The 14,858-nt window shown below is 71.0% G+C and carries 14 protein-coding genes; 2 read left to right on the top strand and 12 right to left on the bottom strand.

The features are described 5' to 3' along the window. Positions 1-135: 135 nt before the first annotated feature. From tsaE to ACZ5VQ_RS22240, 8 genes are all read right to left on the bottom strand, one after another. Positions 136-687: a tRNA (adenosine(37)-N6)-threonylcarbamoyltransferase complex ATPase subunit type 1 TsaE gene (gene tsaE / locus ACZ5VQ_RS22275; RefSeq protein WP_189845053.1), complete on the bottom strand. Its 552-nt coding sequence runs from the start codon at positions 685-687 to the stop codon at positions 136-138. After that, entirely contained in the window at positions 653-1,903 is a 1,251-nt protein-coding gene (locus tag ACZ5VQ_RS22270) for an alpha/beta fold hydrolase (protein WP_469106379.1), read from the bottom strand. Before ACZ5VQ_RS22270 ends, tsaE begins: the two co-directional genes overlap by 35 nt. 154 nt (positions 1,904-2,057) lie before the next feature. Continuing rightward, a complete protein-coding gene (alr, locus tag ACZ5VQ_RS22265; protein ID WP_469106378.1) occupies positions 2,058-3,209 on the bottom strand; it encodes an alanine racemase in 1,152 nt (383 codons plus the stop codon). 35 nt (positions 3,210-3,244) lie between these two features. Then, positions 3,245-4,147 carry a L,D-transpeptidase family protein gene (locus ACZ5VQ_RS22260; protein WP_469106377.1) on the bottom strand — a complete coding sequence of 301 codons (903 nt, stop codon included), beginning with the start codon at positions 4,145-4,147 and terminating at the stop codon, positions 3,245-3,247. A 177-nt stretch (positions 4,148-4,324) separates the two neighbouring features. Beyond that, the gene (locus tag ACZ5VQ_RS22255) at positions 4,325-5,767 is read right to left on the bottom strand and encodes an NAD(P)H-hydrate dehydratase (protein WP_469106376.1); all 1,443 of its coding nucleotides are present in this window, start codon (positions 5,765-5,767) and stop codon (positions 4,325-4,327) included. 154 nt (positions 5,768-5,921) lie between these two features. Then, complete coding sequence (locus ACZ5VQ_RS22250; RefSeq protein WP_469106375.1) at positions 5,922-6,290, bottom strand: holo-ACP synthase; 369 nt, start codon at positions 6,288-6,290, stop codon at positions 5,922-5,924. 24 nt (positions 6,291-6,314) lie between these two features. Beyond that, the gene (glmS, locus tag ACZ5VQ_RS22245) at positions 6,315-8,162 is read right to left on the bottom strand and encodes a glutamine--fructose-6-phosphate transaminase (isomerizing) (protein ID WP_362073385.1); all 1,848 of its coding nucleotides are present in this window, start codon (positions 8,160-8,162) and stop codon (positions 6,315-6,317) included. Between the two features lie 105 nt (positions 8,163-8,267). Then, a complete protein-coding gene (locus ACZ5VQ_RS22240; protein ID WP_469106374.1) occupies positions 8,268-8,516 on the bottom strand; it encodes a hypothetical protein in 249 nt (82 codons plus the stop codon). Positions 8,517-8,691: 175 nt separating this feature from the next. Between ACZ5VQ_RS22240 and coaA the strand changes: the two genes are divergently transcribed. Continuing rightward, positions 8,692-9,681, top strand: coding sequence for a type I pantothenate kinase (coaA, locus tag ACZ5VQ_RS22235; RefSeq protein WP_055614902.1), 990 nt, complete (start codon positions 8,692-8,694; stop codon positions 9,679-9,681). Between the two features lie 85 nt (positions 9,682-9,766). Beyond that, the gene (locus tag ACZ5VQ_RS22230; protein ID WP_469106373.1) at positions 9,767-10,687 is read left to right on the top strand and encodes a DUF389 domain-containing protein; all 921 of its coding nucleotides are present in this window, start codon (positions 9,767-9,769) and stop codon (positions 10,685-10,687) included. A gap of 66 nt (positions 10,688-10,753) precedes the next feature. Here the strand turns inward: ACZ5VQ_RS22230 and glmM are convergent, their stop codons facing one another. The 4 genes from glmM to ACZ5VQ_RS22210 all read right to left on the bottom strand — a co-directional run bounded on the left by glmM (position 10,754) and on the right by ACZ5VQ_RS22210 (position 14,824). Next, positions 10,754-12,112, bottom strand: a complete 1,359-nt coding sequence (gene glmM, locus ACZ5VQ_RS22225; RefSeq protein WP_469106372.1) for a phosphoglucosamine mutase — start codon at positions 12,110-12,112, stop codon at positions 10,754-10,756. A 267-nt stretch (positions 12,113-12,379) separates the two neighbouring features. Then, a complete protein-coding gene (gene rpsI / locus ACZ5VQ_RS22220; RefSeq protein ID WP_362073396.1) occupies positions 12,380-12,922 on the bottom strand; it encodes a 30S ribosomal protein S9 in 543 nt (180 codons plus the stop codon). 42 nt (positions 12,923-12,964) lie between these two features. Continuing rightward, positions 12,965-13,408: a 50S ribosomal protein L13 gene (gene rplM, locus ACZ5VQ_RS22215; RefSeq protein WP_055614906.1), complete on the bottom strand. Its 444-nt coding sequence runs from the start codon at positions 13,406-13,408 to the stop codon at positions 12,965-12,967. A gap of 210 nt (positions 13,409-13,618) precedes the next feature. Next, positions 13,619-14,824 (bottom strand): glycosyltransferase family 87 protein, encoded by a 1,206-nt coding sequence (locus ACZ5VQ_RS22210; RefSeq protein WP_469106371.1) that lies wholly within the window; start codon positions 14,822-14,824, stop codon positions 13,619-13,621. Positions 14,825-14,858: the final 34 nt, after the last annotated feature.

The raw sequence follows: 14,858 nt of genomic DNA, 5'->3' as shown, positions 1-14,858 counted from the left end.
CTAACCAACTCCTCCGTCCATGTGAACACGCCGAAGCCGCCCGACGCAACATCTTCCCGACGCCATGTCGGAATGTTGGGGCGAACCTACGAGCACCGGACCGGACCAGGCAAGATCAGAGGCGGCCAGGCCGGGTCAGGCGGAGAGCACGCCGAGCCCGACCGTCGCCCACCGCTCCCCGACCCCGGTCAGCGTGACGTGCCGTACCTCGTCGGTGGTGTCTCCGACGGCCCGGTGGATGAGGACGTGCAGCCGGTCGTCGGCCAGCTCCTCGACCTTGCCCTCGCCCCACTCCACGACGATCACGGAGTCGGACAGCGAGACATCGAGGTCGAGGTCCTCCATCTCGTCGAGCCCGCCGCCCAGGCGGTACGCGTCCACGTGGACCAGCGGCGGACCGTCGCCGAGGGGCGGGTGCACGCGTGCGATCACGAAGGTCGGCGAGGTGACCGCACCCCGAACTCCAAGGCCCTCACCGAGCCCGCGGGTCATTGTCGTCTTGCCCGCGCCGAGTTCGCCGGTGAGCATCACGAGGTCGCCGGCGCGCAACAGCTTGGCGAGCCGACGGCCCAACTCCCGCATCTGTTCGGGTGAGTTGACGGTGATCTCAGTGGTGACGCCGGCCACGGAAGGCTCCGAGGGTCCCGAGGACTCAGCCGGGTTGCGCGGTGCTGCTGGTGCTTCCATAACCACCCACGGTAGCCCCTGCCGGGACGGCTCCCGCGCGGGTGAGGAGGTCGGCGAGCCGGTCTATGACGACCTCGGGATGCTCCAGCATCACCAGGTGCCCGGCGTCCGGCACGAGCACCAGCTCGGCGTCCGGCAGCAGGTCGGCGATGGCCTCGCTGTGCTCGCTCGGCGTGACCAGGTCCTTGACCCCGGCCAGTACGAGCACGGGCATCTCGGCGAAGAGGGCGAGCGCCTCGGTCTTGTCGTGGTCGGTGAAGGCCGGATAGAACTCCGCGACCACGTCGATGGGCGTGCCCTCGATGAGCCGCTCCGCGAACCGCGCGACCGCCGGGTCGACGTCCCTGGACGCGAACGAGTACCGCTTGATGATCCCGGCGAACAGGTCGGCCGTGGCCCGCCGGCCGCGCTCCACCAGCGCGGCCTGCTGCCCCAGGGCCTTCAGCACTCCGGGCAGCACCCGCCGCACCGCGTTGACGCCCGCGACGGGCAGCCCGAAGTTGACCTCGCCGAGCTTCCCCGACGACGTACCGACGAAGGCGACGCCGACGACCCGTTCGCGGATCAGGGAGGGGTACTGGTCGGCCAGGGCCATGACCGTCATGCCGCCCATCGAGTGGCCGACGAGGACGATCGGTCCCTCGGGCGCGGCCGCGTCGATGACGGCCTTCAGGTCGCGGCCGAGCTGGTCGATGGTGACCGGCATGTCGTCCTCGACCTGGGCCACGCCCCGCGCGGAGCGTCCGTGGCTGCGCTGGTCCCAGTGGACGGTCCGCACGACACCGCGCAGCGCGGCCCGCTGGAAGTGCCAGGAGTCCTGGCTGAGGCAGTAGCCGTGGCTGAAGACGACGGTGACGGGGGCGGGGGCCTTGCGGCCGAAGAGCCGGCGGCGGCGCGGGGCGAGGGTGGAGTCGGGCTCCACCTCGTCGACCTCGTAGTACAGCTCCGTGCCGTCGTCCGCGACGGCCTTGCCGGGCATGCCGCGCAACGCCCCGTACGGACCGGCCGAGTCGAGGGCGAGCCGGGCCTTCCTGCGCATGCCCCGGCCGACCGTGAGCCGCTCTATGGCGACTCCGGCGGCGGCGCCCGCCGCGACCACGCCTATCGCGGCGCCGGCGATCCCGGCCCTGCGCCAGGTCGCGCCCCCCGCTGCGGAGACGGCCGAGGCTGCGGCCGTGGCCGCTTCCACGGCGGCCTCCGCACTGCTCTCGCTCACGTACCGCTCCTCTTCGCCGGGGTGCTGTCCATGTCGTCCGTTGTCGGTGTCGCTCTTGGGTGTCGCTCTTGGTGCCAGTCGTGCTCGGTACCAGTCGTGCTCGGTGCCGGTCGGGCTGCCGGTTCCCGCGATGCCGTGCCCGGCATCTATGCGGTTACCCCGCTTGTTCGGTATTCACGTAAACGCGCGGCACCCGGGTTCCGATCCGGGTGACGATTTCGTACGCGATCGTGCCCGCGGCCTTGGCCCAGTCCTCGGCGGTCGGCTCGCCGTGGTCGCCGGGTCCGAAGAGGACGACCCTCTCACCGACCGGTGGCTCGTCCCCGCCGAGGTCGACCGCGAACTGGTCCATCGCGACCCGTCCCGCGACCGTGCGCCACTTGCCGGCGACCAGGACGGGCCCGGTGCCGGAGGCATGGCGCGGGATGCCGTCCGCGTACCCGACGGGCACCAGGCCGAGGGTCGTGTCGCCCGCCGTGACGTAGTGGTGTCCGTAACTGACGCCGTGCCCAGCCGGTACGTGCTTCACCAGCGCCAGCGACGCCGACAGGGTCATCACCGGGCGCAGCCCCAGGTCGGCCGGGGTGCCCAGCTCAGGGCCGGGCGAGACGCCGTACACCGCGATCCCGGTCCGCACGAGGTCGAAGTGGCTCTCGGGGAGCGTGAGCGTGGCGGGCGAGTTGGCGATGTGCCGGACCTCGGGGCGGACGCCCTGCCCCTCCGCGTACGCCAGCATCTCGCGGAAGCTGCCGAGCTGGGCCTGGATGGAAGGATGACCGGGCTCGTCGGCGCAGGCGAAGTGGGACCACAGACCGGTGACCCGGACGAGCCCCTCGGCCTCGGCGCGCAGGGCCTCGGCCACGAGCTCGGGCCAGTCGGCGGGCTGGCAGCCGTTCCGCCCGAGCCCGGTGTCGGCCTTGAGCTGGACGCGGGCCGCGCGACCGGACGCCCGCGCGGCCTCCACGGCCTCCCGCAGCGACCACAACCCGCTGATCCCCAGGTCCAGATCGGCCTCGACGGCCGCCCGCCAGGGCCCGCCCGGAGTCCACAGCCAGCACATGATCCGGCCCGGCAGTCCGGCCGCGCGCAGGGCCAGGGCCTCCTCGGGCGTGGCCGTGCCCAGCCAGGTCGCGCCCGCGTCCAGGGCCGCGCGGGCGCACGGGAGCGCCCCGTGTCCGTACGCGTCGGACTTGACCACCGCCATGAGGGCGGCGGTCGGCGCCTGGGCACGCAGAGCCCGCACGTTGGCCTGCAGTGCGGCCAGGTCGATCTCGGCGCGGGCCCGCGCGGGTGCAGTTTCAGTCATCGCGCCCAGTGTCTCAGAGGGGTCGGACACAGCCCTCAGGTACCGGGCCTACGGCCCCACACGTACACGCTGTCGCCCTTGTAGAGCACGCCCCACAGCGTGCGGGCGTCGGCGATCCGCATGTTCACGCAGCCCATCGAGCCGGGCGGGTTGTAGACGCTGCCGTAGATGCCGTGGAAGGCCTGGCCGCCGCTGAAGAACTGGCTGTACGGCATGGGGGTGTTGTAGAGCGTCGACCAGTGGTTCTTGTGCTTCCAGTAGACGCGGTGCCAGCCGGACCTGGTCCGGTACCCGGCCTTCCCGCTGCGGATCGGCACCGGCCCGAACAGGACCTTCGTGCCCTTCTGCACCCAGGTCAGCTGCCGGGTGAGGTCGACACAGGCGACCCGGTAGGCCCGTACGGGACATCGCCCGGCGGCGTTCGGGTTCCTCGCGGCCGACAGGAGCTGCATCTTCGCCCAGGTCACGGGCCCGGCGAAGCCGCTGTCGGGCCGGATCCCGTATCTGATCTGAAAGGCCCGGATGACCCGGCAGTCGTTCGCCGACTGCCTCCCGTCCACCCTGAGCCGCAGCCACCCCTCGACCTGCCGCTGGTACGGCCCGGTCTGCTTGCTGCACGCCACGACCCCCGACTGCCGCTCCACTGCGTCACTCAGCGGTACGTACTCGATCAGCTCGTCGCTCTCCGCGGCGGCGTCGGGCGGTTCGACGGCGTCCTCGTCGGCGCTCGGTGTGTAGACCTTCGGGGCCAGCGCCTGGTCGGGGGTGTCCAACTGCCAGGGCTGGGACGGACCGGGGGGCACCCCGGGCACCAGCTCGCTCAGCGGCGCGGGGACCCCGGAAGCGCCGGGGGCGGGCGGAGGCTCCGCGACGGCCCCCGGCACGGACAGCGCCGTGATGACGGCGACCAACACGGCAACGGTTCTCTGACGGACCATGCCCCCAGCGAAACCCCCGAGGCGGCGTACGGGGTTCAGCCGCGCGGAAGGGTCGCCCGTTGTGCGCACGCGGAAGGGGTACGCGGCGAGGTGGGCCACGCACCCGGCGGGGCGGAACACGTACCCGGCGGGGCGGAACACGTACCCGGCGAGCCGCGACGGACACGCGGGAGCGGCTCAGCCCTCCATGACATCCCGCCAGGCCTCCCGTACCGCGTCGGCCACGTCGTACGCCCCCACGGGCGCCCCGGCCGCCGCGAAGCGCCCCGCCAGCCCGTGGAGATACGCCCCCACGCTGCCGGCGTCCCGCGCCCCGAGCCCGGCGGCGAGCAGCGACCCGGTCAGCCCCGACAGCACGTCCCCGCTCCCGGCGGTGGCGAGCCAGGCGGTGCCGGTGGAATTCACGCGCACCGGCCCACCCCCGCTGTCGGCCACGAGGGTGGTGGACCCCTTGAGCAGCACGGTCGCCCCGTACGCCGCCGCGAGTTCCCGTACGGAGGCCAGCCGGGCCCCCTCGACCTCGTCCCGCGAGACACCGAGCAGCGCGGCGGCCTCACCGGCGTGCGGCGTCAGCAGCGTGGGCGCGGTGCGAGCCCGTACGACGTCCCGGTCGGCGAGCCGCAGCCCGTCGGCGTCCACAAGAACCGGCACATCGCTCTTCAGCACGGCCGCCACGGCGTCGCCGTCGTCGCCGGCCCCGGGCCCGACCACCCAGGCCTGCACCCGCCCGGCCCGCTCGGGCGAACCGGCCGACACCAGCGTCTCCGGGAACCGCGCGATCACCGCGTCCCCCGCGGGCCCGACGTACCGTACGGCCCCGGCCCCGCCCCGCAGGGCCCCGGCGACGGCCAGCACGGCCGCACCGGGATACCGGGCGGAACCGGCGGCGATCCCCACGACCCCGCGCCGGTACTTGTCGCTCTCGGCCCCCGGCACGGGCAGCAGCGCGGCCACGTCGGCGTGCTGCAACGCCTCGATGTCCGCCTCGTCGGGCAACGAGAGCCCGATGTCGACGAGCCGCACGGACCCGGCGTACTCCTTCGCGGGGTCCACGAGCAGCCCGGGCTTGTGCGTCCCGAAGGTCACGGTCAGATCGGCCCGCACGGCGGTGCCCCGTACTTCCCCGGTGTCGGCCTCGACGCCGCTGGGCAGATCGACGGCCACGACGGCGGCGCGGGACTCGCGGGCCAGGTCCGCGAGGGGGGCGGCGTCGGGCCGCAGGCCGCCCTTCCCGCCGATGCCCACGATCCCGTCGACGACGAGGTCGGCGCGACGGATCGGCTCGGCCGCCGCGTCCGCGTCCGCGCCTCGCACGATCGTGCCGCCCGCCCGTCGCAGGGCGTCGAGCCCGCCGGCGTGGGTGCGCTCGGGGGCAAGCAGCACGGCCGTGACGCCCGCGCCGCGCCTGCTCAGCCGAGCCCCGGCGTACAGGGCATCGCCGCCGTTGTCGCCACTCCCCACGAGCAGCACGACCCGGCTGCCGTAGACGCGGCCCAGCAACTCGGCACAGGCCGCGGCCAGGCCGGCCGCCGCCCGCTGCATCAGGGCCCCCTCCGGGAGCCGCCCCATCAACTCCCGCTCAGCCGCCCTGACCGTCTCAACCCTGTACGCACTCCGCATACCCCAAGTCTCCCCCACGGGGCCCTCCGGGGGTTGGCGGTGACATGGTGCGGGCCTGCTGCGGCTTGTCCGCGCAGTTCCCCGCGCCCCTTCAGGGGCGCGGGGAACTGCGCGACCAGCCACAACGCACCCGCAGACAAGGACGGACCCGCCCCTACCCCTCCGCCACCACCACCGCCGAAGCCACCCCCGCGTCGTGGCTCAACGACACATGCCACGACCGAACCCCCAGCTCGGCCGCCCGCGCGGCAACCGTCCCGGTGACCCGCAGCCGAGGCTGTCCGGACCCCTCGACGAAGACCTCCGCATCGGTCCACCGCAACCCCCCCGGCGCCCCCAACGCCTTGGCAACGGCCTCCTTCGCCGCAAACCGGGCCGCCAACGAGGCGACCCCCCGCCGTTCCCCGCTCGGCAGCATCAACTCCCGTTCGAGAAACAGCCGTTCGGCCATCCCGGGCGTCCTCTCCAAGGACGCCCGAAACCGCTCGATCTCGGCGACATCGATCCCCACCCCAATAATCACGAACTCACTCCACCGATCACGCGCTCATTCCACCGTCACGGACTTCGCAAGGTTCCGCGGCTGATCCACCTCGTTGCCCCGAGCCGTGGCCAGCTCGCAGGCGAAGACCTGCAACGGCACGGTCGCCACCAGCGGCTGGAGCAACGTGGGAGTGGCAGGAATCCGAATCAGATGATCCGCGTAAGGAACCACCGCCTCGTCCCCCTCCTCCGCGATCACAATCGTCCGCGCCCCCCGAGCCCGGATCTCCTGGATGTTCGACACGATCTTGTCGTGAAGGACGGACCGCCCCCGAGGCGACGGCACGACAACAACCACAGGGAGATCCTCCTCGATCAGAGCGATCGGCCCGTGCTTCAGCTCCCCCGCCGCGAAGCCCTCGGCGTGCATGTACGCGAGTTCCTTGAGCTTGAGCGCGCCCTCCAGGGCGACCGGATACCCCACATGCCGACCCAGGAACAGCACGGTGTTCTTCGAGGCGAGCGACCGCGCAAGCGCCCGCACCGGCTCCATCGTCTCCAGCACCCGCTCGACCTCGCACGAGATCCGGGACAGGTCACGCACCACGGCCTGGATCTCGTCGCCCCACTTGGTCCCGCGCACCTGCCCCAGGTACAGGGCCACCAGATAGCAGGCCACGAGCTGCGTCAGGAACGCCTTGGTCGAGGCGACCGCGACCTCAGGACCCGCGTGCGTGTAGAGCACCGCGTCGGACTCCCGCGGAATCGTCGACCCGTTCGTGTTGCAGACGGCCAGCACCCTGGCCCCCTGCTCCCGCGCGTGCCGCAGCGCCATCAGCGTGTCCATGGTCTCCCCGGACTGTGAGATGGCGATCACCAGCGTCCGCGCGTCCAGGATCGGATCCCGGTACCGGAACTCGCTCGCGAGTTCCACCTCGCACGGGATCCGCGTCCAGTGCTCGATGGCGTACTTGGCGATCAGCCCGGCGTGGAAGGCGGTCCCGCACGCCACCACCACGACCTTGTCGACCTCCCGCAGCTCGCTCGGAGAGATCCGGACCTCGTCGAGGGAGAGCGACCCGCTCGCGTCGATGCGCCCGAGCAACGTGTCGGCGACGGCCTTCGGCTGCTCGGCGATCTCCTTGAGCATGAAGTAGTCGTAGCCGCCCTTCTCGGCGGCGGAGGCGTCCCAGTCGACGTGGAACGACCGGACCTCGGCGGGCCGCCCGTCGAACCCGGTGACGCTCACCCCGTCCCGCCGCAGCTCGACCACCTGGTCCTGCCCGAGCTCGATGGCGGACCGGGTGTGCGCGATGAACGCCGCGACATCGGAGGCGAGAAAGGCCTCGCCCTCCCCGACCCCGACGACGAGAGGGGAGTTGCGCCGCGCCCCGACGACCACGTCCGGCTCGTCGGCGTGCGCGGCGACCAGCGTGAAGGCGCCCTCCAGCCGTCGGCACACCAGCCGCATGGCCTCGGCGAGATCGGCGCACGCGGAGAACTCCTCGGCGAGCAGATGCGCGACGACCTCGGTGTCGGTCTCGGAGGTCAGCTCGTGCCCCCGCTCCGCCAGCTCGGCGCGCAGGGCGGCGAAGTTCTCGATGATGCCGTTGTGGACGACGGCGACCCGCCCCGCGTTGTCGAGATGAGGATGGGCGTTCGCGTCGGTCGGCCCTCCATGGGTGGCCCACCGCGTGTGCCCGATGCCCGTGGACCCGGTCGGCAACGGCCGCTCGACCAGCTCCTTCTCCAGGTTGGCGAGCTTCCCGGCCTTCTTCGCGGCGGCCATCCCGCCGTCCGCGAGCACCGCGACGCCCGCCGAGTCGTAACCCCGGTACTCCAGCCGCTTCAGTCCGGCCACCACCACATCGAGCGCCGACTGCGACCCCACGTATCCCACGATTCCGCACATGGCGGCAGCCTAGATGCCGACGCCCGCCCCGCCCCGGCACCGCGTGCCCGATATCGGAAATTGGCGCCCGGAGCCCCTCCTCCGCTGTCCCTGCTCCCTTGTTCCCTACTCCCCGCGCTCGATCCGGTCGATCGCCTCCTGGACCATCCCCAGGTACTCGACCTCCTCGCAGCGCGGCTTGCTGCCCATCTCGTACAGGTCGATGCAGTCGTAGAGGTACTCCCCCAGGTCCTCGTCCGGCAGGTCGACGGCCAGCTCGCTGCACACCCGGCCCTCGTGCTCCGGCGACGGGACCCCGGCCGTCGGCCCCGGTCTGCGTCTGCCGAATCCACGCACACGGAAACGCACGGCCATGACGACCACCCCAAACCCCCCAGAACACCGGAAGGCGGCTCGCTCCCGGATGGCCGGACGCTATCCCCGTACGACCCGGCGGTCCAGACTTCGGGACGCCTCCGGACGCGTGTAGAACGCACCGACGTGACGGACTCCACCCGCCACCCTGTTCAAACTCCCGTAACAATGAACTGTGATCTCACCGGTCTCCTCGTTGCCGCGGAGCGCCCACCGGCCCAGGCCGGAGGCGACTCCCTACCTCGACCTCACCCGCTCGGAGTGGAGCGCGCTGCGTGAGAAGACGCCGCTGCCGCTGACCGCCGAGGAGGTGGAGAAGCTGCGCGGCCTGGGCGATGTCATCGACCTCGACGAGGTGCGGGACATCTACCTCCCGCTCTCCCGGCTCCTCAACCTCTACGTGGGCGCGACCGACGGCCTGCGCGGCGCCCTGAACACGTTCCTCGGCGAGAAGGGCTCCCAGTCCGGTACGCCGTTCGTGATAGGCGTCGCGGGCTCGGTCGCCGTCGGCAAGTCCACCGTCGCGCGCCTCCTGCAGGCCCTGTTGTCCCGCTGGCCGGAGCACCCGCGCGTGGAGCTGGTCACCACGGACGGCTTCCTGCTGCCGACCAAGGAGCTCCAGGCCCGCGGCCTGATGTCGAGGAAGGGCTTCCCGGAGTCGTACGACCGCCGGGCGCTGACCCGTTTCGTCGCGGACATCAAGGCGGGCAAGGACGAGGTGACGGCCCCCGTCTACTCGCACCTCATCTACGACATCGTCCCCGGCAGGCGGCTCACCGTCCGCCGCCCGGACATCCTGATCGTCGAGGGCCTGAACGTCCTGCAGCCCGCCCTGCCCGGCAAGGACGGCCGCACCCGCGTCGGCCTCGCCGACTACTTCGACTTCAGCGTGTACGTGGACGCCCGGGCCGAGGACATCGAGGCCTGGTACCTCAACCGCTTCCGCAAGCTGCGCGCCACCGCCTTCCAGAACCCGTCCTCGTACTTCCGCAAGTACACGCAGGTCTCCGAGGACGAGGCCCTCGACTACGCCCGGACGACCTGGCGGACCATCAACAAGGTAAACCTCCTGGAGAACGTGGCCCCGACCCGCGGCCGCGCCACCCTCGTCGTCCGCAAGGGCCCGGACCACAAGGTGCAGAAACTGAGCCTGCGCAAGCTGTAGAGGAGCTGAGGGGCGCTGAGGGGCGCTGGACGGGGCTGCGAGGCCGGTGACCCGTCCGTCACCCCCCGCGGCTACTCTGCGGGGCATGCTGCATCTCCGCCTGATCACCCCGGCCGACAGGACCGACGCCGTGGTCCGCCTGATCGAGAAGACGGTCGGCACCACGCACCTGTGTGTCGTGCCGGGTGCCGCCCGCAACCCCGCGGGCGACGTCGTGATGGTCGACGTGGCGCGCGAGGCGGGCGACGAACTCATCGGCGGGCTGCGCGAGTTGGAGATCGACACGCACGGCTCGATCGCCGTCGAGAACATCGACCTGTCGCTGTCGGAGCGCGCCGACAAGGCTGCGGAGGACGCGCCCGGCGAGGGTGCGGACGCGGTCCTGTGGGAGCACCTGGCGGACGCGACGCACGAGGAGTCGACACTCTCGGTCACGTACATCGCCTTCATCACGCTCGCCACGATGATCGCGGCGTGCGGTGTGGTCCTCGACAACGCGATCCTGATCGTGGGCGCGATGGCGGTGGGCCCGGAGTTCGGCCCGCTGGCCGGCTTCAGCACGGCCCTGGTCCGGCGTCACCCGCGCCTGGCCCTGCGCTCACTCATCGCGCTGCTGGTGGGCTTCGCCGTGGCGATGGCGGTGACGGTCGGCTTCAGCCTCTTCATGGACAGCCTCGGCCTGTTCAGCGAGGCCCAGTTGGAGGGCGACCGCCCCAACACGGCCTTCGTCTACGCCCCCGACGCGTTCTCGTTCGTCGTGGCGGTCCTCGCGGGCATCGCCGGCACCCTCTCCCTGACCTCGGCCAAGTCGGGCCTCCTGGTCGGCGTCGCCATCTCCGTCACCACGGTCCCGGCCGCCGCCAACGCGGCCGTGGCCCTCAGCTACGGAGACACCACCCAAACCCTCGGCTCAACGAACCAGCTCCTGCTGAACCTCCTGGGCATCGTCCTCGCAGGAACACTGACCCTGTTGACCCAGAAGTGGCTGTGGTCAAGGCGCCCTTGAGGGGCGCGGGGAACTGCGCAACCAGCCTCAGCAGCCCCCGCCCCCGCCCCCGACCCGGCCCCGAACTCACCCAAGCGCAGACTTCACCGCATCGGCAAGCCGCCCGGCCACAGACCGAGCCTGATCAATGTCCGCCGCCTCGACCATCACCCGAACCAACGGCTCGGTGCCGGAAGGCCGCAACAACACCCGCCCGGTGGCTCCAAGTTCCCGCTCGGCCTCGGCAACGGCCGAGGCCAGTTCCGCGGACGTCCCCACCCGGGACCGGTCGACATCCGGCACGTTGATGAGAACCTGCGGCAACCGTTCCATCACGGACGCGAGTTCCCGAAGCGTACGACCGGTCTGAGCGACCCGCGCCGCGAGCAACAGCCCGGTCAACGTCCCGTCGCCCGTGGTCGCGTGGTCAAGGATGATCACGTGCCCGGACTGCTCGCCGCCGAGCGCGAACCCGTGCTCCTTCATCTCCTCCAGCACATACCGGTCCCCGACCCCGGTCTGCACGAGGGACAGCCCCTCCCGCTCCATGGCCAGCTTGAACCCGAGGTTCGACATGACCGTGGCGACCACGGTGTCCGACCGCAGCTCGGAACGCTCCCGCATCGCGAGCGCGAGCACGGCGAGGATCTGGTCGCCGTCGACCTCGGCGCCGGTGTGGTCCACGGCGAGACACCGGTCGGCGTCACCGTCGTGCGCGATGCCGAGAGCGGCCCCGTGCTCGATGACGGCGGCCTTCAGCAGACCGAGGTGCGTGGAACCGCACCCGTCGTTGATGTTCAGCCCGTCCGGGTCGGCACCGATCGTGACGATCTCGGCGCCCGCGCGGGTGAAGGCCTCGGGCGAGACCCGGGCGGCCGCGCCGTGCGCCTCGTCCAGGACGACCTTCAGACCGTCCAGACGGTTCGGAACGGCCGTGAGGAGATGGGCGACGTACTGGTCGAAACCCTCCTCGTACGAGCGGACGCGGCCGACGCCCGAGCCGGTGGGCCGGTCCCAGGGAGCGCCGGTGCGGTGCTCCTCGTAGACGGCCTCGATCCGGTCCTCCAGCTCGTCGGCGAGCTTGTGTCCGCCGCGGGCGAAGAACTTGATGCCGTTGTCCGGCATGGCGTTGTGGCTGGCGGAGAGCATCACACCGAGGTCGGCGCCGAGCGCACCGGTGAGATACGCCACCGCGGGGGTCGGCAGGACACCGACGCGCAGGACGTCCACGCCCGCGCTGGCGAGGCCCGCGACCACGGCGGCCTCCAGGAACTCCCCGGACGCGCGCGGGTCCCGTCCGACCACCGCCGTCGGCCGGTGGCCTTCGAAGGTTCCCGCTTCGGCCAGTACGTGCGCCGCCGCCACGGAGAGGCCGAGCGTGAGCTCGGCCGTCAGATCCGCGTTGGCGACACCGCGTACGCCGTCCGTCCCGAAGAGTCGTCCCACTGGTGTCCTCCGAACTTGCTCAGGCTTACTCAGAAACGTGCGGCTCAGGCCAGGGGTCCGGCTGCGGCCCTTGTCAGGGTCCGGCTACGACCCCTGTCAGGTATATCCCCCGGACCTGTATATCTCCCAGGTGCGTCGCAAGGCTGCCGCCTTGCAGGCCTGTCTCAAGGCAGACTTCCGGACCTGTCCCAAGGTTGTGGTAAACGAACGCCCCGGCGGCACAGAACGTGCCGCCGGGGCGTTTCGTGCAAAACAGCTGAGCGATATTTAGCGCTTGCTGTACTGCGGGGCCTTACGGGCCTTCTTGAGACCGGCCTTCTTGCGCTCGACCGCACGGTCGTCACGCTTGAGGAATCCGGCCTTCTTCAGGGCGCCGCGGTTGTTGTCCACGTCCGCCTCGTTCAGCGCGCGGGCCACGCCGAGGCGCAGGGCACCGGCCTGACCGGAGACGCCGCCACCCGAGATGCGGGCGACAACGTCGTAGCGGTCGTCGAGCTCGAGCACCTTGAAGGGCTCGTTGACTTCCTGCTGGTGCACCTTGTTGGGGAAGTAGTCCTCAAGGGTGCGACCGTTGATCTTCCACTTGCCGGAGCCCGGGACGATCCGGACGCGGGCGATGGCGTTCTTGCGACGGCCCAGGCCGGCGGCCGGCTGCGGGTCGCCGAAGCGGCCGGCAAGGTCCGCCGAGTCCGTGCTGTACTCGCCCTCGACGGGCGCCTCGGACTCCGTGGTGTAGCTCTCGACGTTCTCGTTCTCGACGAGCTCGGTCTCAGTCTCTTCAACCGGCTGCTCGACAGTGGTCTCGGCCACGATTCTCCTCAGATTCTTTTTCGTCTTAGGGGGTGGCCGGAACTACTGCGCGACCTGGGTGATCTCGAACGGCACCGGCTGCTGCGCAGCGTGCGGGTGCTGGTCGCCCGAGTAGACCTTCAGCTTCGAGAGCACCTGACGGCCCAGGGTGTTCTTGGGGATCATGCCCTTGATGGCCTTCTCGACGGCCTTCTCGGGGTTCTTCGCCAGCAGCTCGTCGTAACGGACGGAGCGCAGACCACCCGGGTAACCGGAGTGGCGGTACGCCAGCTTCTGGGTCTTCTTGTTGCCGGAGAGGTGCACCTTGTCGGCGTTGATGATGATGACGAAGTCACCAGCGTCGACGTGGGGGGCGTAAATCGGCTTGTGCTTGCCCCGGAGGATGTTCGCGGCGGTGGTCGCCAGACGGCCCAGGACGACATCCTGAGCGTCAATGACATACCACTGGCGAGTGATGTCGCCGGGCTTGGGGCTGAACGTACGCACTTCGTAGCCTTCGCTTCTTCAGTGGATGGGTCCTGACACATGGCATCACTGAAGCGATCGTGCAGCTGGGGACGACAGTGCCGGGGACGCTGCCCGTATGCCGCCCACTGGTAACTGCTCCAGGGAACCTACGTAAGGGCCTCTCGCGTGAGAACGACCAAGCCGATACGCATAACGAAGTGCAAGAGTACTCGCGCCGCCCCGGAAGGGTCAAAACGAGTGACTCCGCCCCTCCCCTGCTGCTGTGGGCAGGCGTCCCGCAGGGCGGGACTGGTGGGCACCCCTGGCTCCGGGTGCCCGTGAAAACAGCCTCAGGGCAACCGCACCCGCCAGCAGGCACAGAGTAAGCGAGTCCCGAAAAGCCCGCCGGGTCACAGGCTCCAGGTAGGGCAGGGCAAGCCCCGGAACCTGCGGCACCAGTGCCACCCAGAACCACGGACCCCGAGCCACGCTCCCCGCCTCCATCACCCCCGCGAGCAGCACCGGCACAACCACCAGCAGATAGTGGTCGTACGAGGGCCGGGACACCAGAAACGCCGACAGCATCAGCATCACCCCCGCGTCCACAACCCTCCCCTCCCGCCGCCAGCACCGATACGCACACCACACCCCGACCCCCGCACCCCCGAAGGCCAACAGCACCGCACCCCCCTCCGGCACCCCCACCCGCGGCAGCACAGCCGCGGGCGACGCCTCATAGAGCCGTACGAACGCGTCGTCCCCCCGCAGCAGAAACGGCAATGTCCGCGTGAAGAACCCCGCAGGGTCCGGCATCAACAGCGCCGCACCCCCGGACACCACCGCGGGCACGAGAACCACCGCCCCGAGCCCCCGCCACCGCCGCGCGAAGACGAAGAGCAGCACAAGAGGCACCAGCAGCGGCTTCACGGCGATCGCGGTACCGATCACGACCCCCGCCGCACCCCATCTCCCCCGGCTCGCGAGGAGCAGGGCGAACGGCAGGGCCACGACCGCGACGACGGTCCAGTTCCCGAGCCGCACGAGATGCCCGAAGGGCGCGAACCCGAGGGCGAGCCCGGTCAGGCCGAGCACGGCGAACCGGCTGCGCCACGGGACGCCGTACAGCCGCAGCGCGCACGCCCAGCCGGCGACGAGCCCGCCGGTGACGGCGAGGGGGACGAGGAGCCGCAGTACACCCCAGGGCAAAAGGGCCTGCGGAACGGCGGCGAGCACGGCTCCCGGCAAATAAAGAAAGTGCGGATCGTCATACGGGGATCCACCGTCGAGCCAGGCCTTCGCGGCCCGTACGACGATGGCGTTGTCCATACCCCCGTCCCGTGTACGCAGGGACGTCTCGGCCGCGCCGGCACCGAGCGCGACCCCCAGAACGGCCCACGCGTGCCAGGACGCGGCTCGTACCAACCACCCTGAGATGCCCCCTTTGGCCTCATTCACGCTTGACACGCTAGGGCCTCCGGTGCTGCCGGAG

Source organism: Streptomyces sp. NPDC033178 (assembly GCF_055577685.1).
Note: the sequence above shows the minus strand (reverse complement) of the source record. Positions and strands in the feature narration are given on the sequence as shown.